Genomic DNA, 6631 nt, shown 5'->3' on the forward strand with positions numbered 1-6631 from the left:
CTCCCGCGGGAACTGACAAGGAAGCGCGTCGATGAAACTCTATCATTCCCCTGCCTCGCCCTATGTGCGCAAGGTCTGCGTTCTGCTGCACGAGCTTGGCCGCGTACAGGACGTGACGCTTGATACAATAGCGACAACGGCGTTCGATACATCGGACGTTTTGATCGCCAGCAACCCGCTGGGTCGGATTCCCGCGCTGGTGCGTGATGACGGCACAACGCTCTACGACAGCCGGGTCATCTGTGCCTATGTCGACGACCTGTTCGGCGGCACGTTCTATCCGCAAGGTGCGCGGCGTTGGGAAACCCTGACGCTCGAGGCGACAGGAGACGGCATCATGGATAGTGCGGTGTCGATGTCCTACGAGATGCGCCTGCGCCCTGAAACCGAGCGTTCGCAGGACTGGATCGAGGCGCAATGGGCCAAGGTCGCGCGGGCGCTCAAGGTGTTGGATGCGCGCTGGATGAGCCACCTGAACGGTACGCTCGACATCGGTCATGTCTCGGTCGGCTGCGCGTTGGCCTATATCGATTTCCGCCACGGCGCGCGTAACTGGCGCGATGGCAACGACTCGCTGGCCGCCTGGTTCGCAACCTTCGAATCGCGCGCCAGCATGCAGGCGACCTTGCCGCCTGCCGCCTGACCCCCGTATCTGGTGTCTGAATCACCGATATGAAGCGACGCAGTTGCGACACAGCCGCGCAGATTGACCGAACTGCGCGACTATGACCGATGGACGAACTAACTCCGCCGCATTAAGACGCGCGATGAGAAGCCGTGACTGGAGACGGCGCTGTCGCATGATTGCCCCGCAGCGGGCGCAGAAACTGGAGTAAACCTCGTGTCGCACGCAGAAGACCACGAAGGCAGCCGGAGAGATTTCCTCTACTACGCCACCGCTGGCGCCGGAGCCGTAACCGCAGGGGCCGCGATCTGGCCGCTGGTCGATCAGATGAACCCGTCGGCGGACGTTCAGGCGCTGTCCTCGATCCGTGTCGACATCAGCGGTGTCGAGGTCGGCACCCAGATCAGCGCCAAGTTCCTCGGCAAGCCGGTGTTCATTCGTCGCCGCACCGAGGAAGAGATCACCGAAGCCCGCGCCGTGTCGCTGGACGAATTGCCCGACCCGATCGCGCGCAATGCCAACAAGCCGGGACTCGATGCCGCGGATGAGAACCGCAGCCTCGACGAAGCCGGCGAGTGGCTGGTGCAATGGGGCGTCTGCACCCATCTCGGCTGCGTGCCGCTGGGCGATGGCGCCGGCGAATTCGATGGTTGGTTCTGCCCCTGCCACGGGTCGCACTACGATAGTTCGGGCCGCATCCGCAAAGGACCGGCACCAACCAATCTGCCGATTCCGATCGCGGAATTCCTCGACGAAACAACGATCCAACTGGGATAAGGAAACAGCATATGTCCGGTATTCCGCACGATCACTACGAACCGAAGTCCGGGGGTGAGAAGTGGCTGCATTCGCGCCTTCCCATCGTCGGTCTGATCTATGACACCATCATGATCCCCACACCCAAGAACCTGAATTGGATGTGGATCTGGGGCATCGTCCTGACCTTCTGCCTGGTGTTGCAGATCGTCACCGGTATCGTGCTGGTGATGCATTACACGCCGCATGTCGACATGGCCTTTGCCAGCGTCGAGCACATCATGCGCAACGTCAATGGCGGCCACATGCTGCGCTATCTGCACATGAACGGCGCATCGCTGTTCTTCATCGCGGTCTATGCGCATATCTTCCGCGGCCTCTACTATGGCTCCTACAAGGCTCCGCGCGAGATCACCTGGATCATCGGCATGTTGATCTATCTCTGCATGATGGGCACGGCATTCATGGGCTACGTTCTGCCCTGGGGCCAGATGTCGTTCTGGGGCGCCACCGTGATCACCGGCCTGTTCGGCGCGATCCCGTTTGTCGGCGAGTCGATCCAGACCTGGCTGCTCGGTGGACCTGCCGTGGACAACGCAACGCTGAACCGCTTCTTCAGCCTGCACTATCTGCTGCCCTTCGTCATCGCGGCCTTGGTCGTCGTGCATATCTGGGCCTTCCACACCACCGGCAACAACAACCCCACCGGGGTCGAAGTGCGCCGCACCTCCAAGGAAGATGCCGAGAAAGACACGCTGCCGTTCTGGCCTTACTTCGTGATCAAGGACCTGTTCGCACTGGCTGTTATCATGGCGGTATTCTGGGCCGTTGTCGGCTTCATGCCGAACTACCTTGGCCACCCCGACAACTACATCGAAGCCAACGCCCTGGTGACGCCGGCACATATCGTTCCGGAATGGTACTTCCTGCCCTTCTACGCGATCCTGCGGGCCTTCACATCCGAGGTCTGGGTGGTGCAATTCGCCAGCTTCATCACAGGCGGCATCATCGACGCCAAGTTCTTCGGCGTGCTGGCCATGTTCGGTTCGATCGCCGTCATGGCGCTGGTGCCGTGGCTTGATACCTCCCGCGTTCGGTCCGGCCGGTATCGTCCGATGTTCAAGTGGTGGTTCTGGCTGCTGGTCATCGACTTCTTCGTGCTGATGTGGCTTGGCGCCATGCCGGCGGAAGAGCCCTATGCCAGCTTCTCGCTGATCGCGACGACCTACTGGTTCGCCTATTTCCTGGTGATCCTGCCGCTTCTTGGCGTGATCGAAAAACCCGAGACACCGCCTGCGACCATCGAAGAGGACTTCGAGGCGCATTATGGCAAGAAGGCTGATGGTGAGGCGAATGCCGCCGCGGCCCCGGCCGAATGAGAAAAGGATCGCATGAGATGATCAAGACACTCGCAATCGGTGCCGCCTTTGTCCTGGCCCTGGTCCCTGTTTCGGCCATGGCCGCGGGCGGTGCAGGCCACGTGGAGGATTACGATTTCTCCTTCGAAGGCCCGTTCGGCACCTTTGACACCAACCAGCTGCAGCGCGGCTTGCAGATCTACACCGAGGGCTGCGCGGCGTGCCACGGGCTCAAGCAGGTTCCGATCCGCACGTTGTCCGACCCTGGCGGGCCGGAACTCCCGGAAGAACAGGTGCGGGTCTACGCGTCCGACAATTTCGAGGTGTTCGACCCGGAACTGGATGATTTCCGCCCGGCGACCCCGGTCGACCATTTCCCTGCCAATGACGGCGTAGGTGCGCCGGACCTGAGCATGATGGCCAAGGCCCGCGCGGGGTTCCACGGACCCTACGGTCTGGGACTGAACCAGCTGTTCAAGGGTATGGGGGGTGCTGAATACATCGCGTCGCTCCTGACCGGATACACGGGTGAAGAAAAGGAAGAGGCCGGCACCATCCTCTATGAGAACACCGCCTTTCCCGGCGGCTGGATCTCGATGGCGCCCCCGCTGTTTGACGAAATGGTCGAGTTCGCGGATGGCCATCCAAACTCGATGGATCACATGGCTCAGGATGTCGCAGCCTTCCTGATGTGGACGGCCGAACCCAAGATGATGGCGCGCAAGCAGGCCGGGTTCGTCGGCGTGCTGTTCCTGACTGTGCTGTCCGTGTTGCTCTACCTGACCAACAAGCGGATCTGGGCTCCGATCAAGGGCAAGAAATCGGTCTGACGCGTGATGCGCTCGTGACCCTGTGATCCCCGCGCCATTGGTGCGGGGATTTTTCATTCGGGACACCGGCGTGGGGTTCGCCGTTGAGTCTTGAGTATTTGTGCAAAGATGAAGCGCGGTTCAGGCGGTCAGGCGCGTGCCGTCCTGTCCGGTGATGCGGGTTTCGACGATCAGGCCTTCTGGTTGTGGAGTCGTGAACGCAACTTCGGTGAACTGTTCGGTCCGACCCAGGTTCGGGTTTTCCATCAACACGCGGTGGGTCTTGCCGACCTGTGCGGCGAGGTGCCGTGTCACGCGCTCGGCGCCGATGGCACGCAGGCGAGAGGCGCGGGACTTGATTGTCTTGCCGTCGACCTGCTGTGGTATGCGCGCGGCGGGGGTGCCGTCTCTGCGCGAGTAGGGGAAGACATGGAGCCAGGTCAGTTGACATTGCTCGACCAGCGCGAGCGAGTTCTGGAAATGTGCCTCGGTCTCGGTCGGAAAGCCCGCGATGATATCGGCTCCGAACGTCATGTCCGGACGCAGGGCACGCGCCTGTTCGGTGAAGCGGATCGCATCGTCTCGCAGGTGGCGGCGTTTCATCCGCTTCAGGATCAGGTCGTCGCCATGTTGCAGACTGAGATGCAGATGCGGCATCAGACGGGGCTCTGTGGCGATCGAGTCCATCAGGGCCGGGTCGACTTCGATACTGTCGATGCTGCTGATCCTGAGGCGCGGCAGGTCGGGCACCAGTTTCAGGATGCGCCGCACAAGATCGCCCAGTTTCGGTGTCGCGGGCAGATCGGCGCCCCAACTGGTCAGATCGACGCCGGTCAGCACCACCTCGTTGTAACCGCGATCGACCAGTCTCTTGATCTGATCGACCACGACCCCGGCGGGAACGGAGCGCGAGTTGCCGCGTCCATAGGGGATGATGCAGAAGGTGCAGCGGTGATCGCAGCCGTTCTGCACTTGCACATACGCCCGGCTGCGGGTGCCGAACCCATCGATCAGGTGATTGGCGGTTTCGGTGACCGACATGATGTCGTCGACCTGCACAGGTTCCGTGCCGAAATCGCCCGCAAGTCCGTCCCAGGTGGCGGCCTGCATCTTCTCGGAATTGCCGATCACCGAATCGACCTCGGCCATGGCGGCGAAAGTCTGAGGTTCGGTCTGGGCGGCGCAGCCGGTCACGATCAGCCGGGCATTGGGATGATCGCGTCGCAGTCTGCGGATTTCCTGGCGCGCCTTGCGCACCGCTTCGGCGGTGACGGCGCAGGTGTTCACGATCACCGCGTTGTCGAGTCCGGCCTGCGCGGCCAGTTCCTTCATCGCCTCGGTTTCGTAGGCGTTCAGGCGGCAGCCCAGCGTCGTGAAGACCGGTGCCGTCATGACAGCGTGTCGAGGAACTCGGCGGTGAATTCGCCGGAAAACACATGCATCGTTGGGCCGGTCATCCAGACGCCATCGTCGCGCCAGTCGATCTGCAAGCTGCCGCCGTCGAGATCGACCTGTACCTTGCGACCGGTCAGCCCGCGGCGTGCGGCGGCAACGGCGGTCGCACAGGAGGACGATCCGGAGGCCAGTGTAATACCGACGCCCCGCTCCCAAACCCGCATGCGAATGCGGTCGGGTGCGATCACCTGCGCGACCTGAACGTTGGTGCGGTTGGGGAACAGCGGATGATGCTCATAGCGCGCGCCGAAGTCTGTCAGCGGGATCGCCTCGGCATCGGGGACGAAAAACGTGCAATGGGGATTGCCCATCGCTGTCGCCGTGGGGGCGCCCTCGATCGGCAGTTCGAGTGTATCCATGGCTTCGGCGAGGGGAATTTCGCTCCAGTCGAGCTGGGGCGCACCCATGTTCACGGCGGTGATCCCTTTGCCGAGATCGCGCGCGATCAGATCGCCCCGGTCGGTCGTGAGGTGCAATTCGCCTTTGCCTGTCTCGCTGAATAGATGGCGCGCGACGCAGCGTGTGGCGTTTCCGCAGGCGCCGGCGGTGGACCCGTCCGCGTTGTAGAAGGTCAGGTGCGCATCGCTTCCGCCGGTCGAGATGACCGCGAGTTGGTCGAATCCGACGCCCCGGTGACGATCGGCGATTGCGCGCGCAAGTGCAGGTGTCACGTCAAGGCTCCGTTCGCGCGCGTCTAGCACGACAAAATCATTGCCGAGGCCGTGCATCTTCATGAAGGGCAGGCGGGTATCACGTGAGCGAGTCATGCGACCGCATATACGCTCGGGGCATCGCAGTTTCCAGCCTGTCCGCTAGGGATGGCGCAACGTCCGGTGCGGAACGGATCGGGTCAAGGCGTCCGAAGCATCGAAAAATCCCGCTAGGGCCTGTTTTGCGTTACAAAAGCGGTTGATCCCAGTGGAGGATTTGGCTTACGAAGCGGGGCGGATTCGGTGAACTGGATCTGCAAAGAGTGGGCCGTTAGCTCAGTTGGTAGAGCAACTGACTTTTAATCAGTGGGTCGCAGGTTCGAATCCTGCACGGCTCACCACTGAAATCAAAGACTGAGACTGAATTGTCTGAGTGTCTTGTATTTTCTAATTCTTATCGGGCCGAATGTGGGCCGCACAGCACGTTTGGTTCTAATCGAATTTTTGCGAATATCTTTCGGCACGGTTCTCGCGCGCTACGATTTTCGCCAGTTGATACCGGATGCTCACTCATCCGACTTTATTTGTTCGTCAGTGTCGCCCCAGCCCCGGTCTAAGGCCAATAGGTAGCGTCCAGAGTTTTTCGCATTTTTGGCCATGCGACGACGACTCTCTGGGTTTGATCCGTAACCCGTGCAGGAACCCTTTGCCGAGCTCGCGTAGTACGTGGAAAATGGCTTGGTCGCCTGCATGTTGGCCCCATGACCTACTGCCCGATACCAGGACCGTCCCAAGCTGGAATTTTCCAATTATGATCCCGCGAATGGGAGGAGGAGACTTCCATGAAGAAGAGTAAGGTGCCCCTGGTTTCCTTGACACGTGCCTGATTCGGTTTCTGCTGTCTGATCTCGAAATCAACGGGCGACAGCATGCCGTTGTTCGCGTGCTTGCGCTTCGGGTTGTAGAACATCTCGATGT

Annotated in this window: 7 protein-coding genes and 1 tRNA gene; 5 read left to right on the forward strand and 3 right to left on the reverse strand. The window is 61.1% G+C overall.

What is annotated here, in order from left to right:
- Window positions 1–31: 31 nt before the first annotated feature.
- From JF290_RS10855 to JF290_RS10870, 4 genes are all read left to right on the forward strand, one after another.
- The gene (locus JF290_RS10855; RefSeq protein ID WP_199024892.1) at window positions 32–643 is read left to right on the forward strand and encodes a glutathione S-transferase; all 612 of its coding nucleotides are present in this window, start codon (window positions 32–34) and stop codon (window positions 641–643) included.
- A gap of 198 nt (window positions 644–841) precedes the next feature.
- On the forward strand, window positions 842–1402 hold the full coding sequence (petA, locus tag JF290_RS10860; protein ID WP_199024893.1) for a ubiquinol-cytochrome c reductase iron-sulfur subunit: 561 nt from the start codon (window positions 842–844) through the stop codon (window positions 1400–1402).
- A gap of 11 nt (window positions 1403–1413) precedes the next feature.
- Window positions 1414–2760, forward strand: a complete 1347-nt coding sequence (petB, locus tag JF290_RS10865) for a cytochrome b (RefSeq protein WP_199024894.1) — start codon at window positions 1414–1416, stop codon at window positions 2758–2760.
- Between the two features lie 17 nt (window positions 2761–2777).
- Window positions 2778–3569, forward strand: a complete 792-nt coding sequence (locus tag JF290_RS10870; protein WP_199024895.1) for a cytochrome c1 — start codon at window positions 2778–2780, stop codon at window positions 3567–3569.
- 120 nt (window positions 3570–3689) lie between these two features.
- Here the strand turns inward: JF290_RS10870 and mtaB are convergent, their stop codons facing one another.
- Together mtaB and dapF are read right to left on the reverse strand one after the other, a co-directional pair.
- Window positions 3690–4940, reverse strand: a complete 1251-nt coding sequence (gene mtaB, locus JF290_RS10875; RefSeq protein ID WP_199024896.1) for a tRNA (N(6)-L-threonylcarbamoyladenosine(37)-C(2))-methylthiotransferase MtaB — start codon at window positions 4938–4940, stop codon at window positions 3690–3692.
- Window positions 4937–5770 (reverse strand): diaminopimelate epimerase, encoded by an 834-nt coding sequence (dapF, locus tag JF290_RS10880; RefSeq protein ID WP_233155269.1) that lies wholly within the window; start codon window positions 5768–5770, stop codon window positions 4937–4939. Before dapF ends, mtaB begins: the two co-directional genes overlap by 4 nt.
- 208 nt (window positions 5771–5978) lie before the next feature.
- Between dapF and JF290_RS10885 the strand changes: the two genes are divergently transcribed.
- Window positions 5979–6054 (forward strand) — tRNA-Lys (locus JF290_RS10885).
- 365 nt (window positions 6055–6419) lie between these two features.
- Here JF290_RS10885 and JF290_RS19545 read toward each other — a convergent pair.
- The coding region (locus tag JF290_RS19545) for a hypothetical protein (protein WP_233155284.1) at window positions 6420–6631 on the reverse strand (212 nt) is incomplete at its 5' end.

This window comes from Sedimentitalea arenosa (genome assembly GCF_016428585.1).
Taxonomy (GTDB): domain Bacteria; phylum Pseudomonadota; class Alphaproteobacteria; order Rhodobacterales; family Rhodobacteraceae; genus Sedimentitalea; species Sedimentitalea arenosa.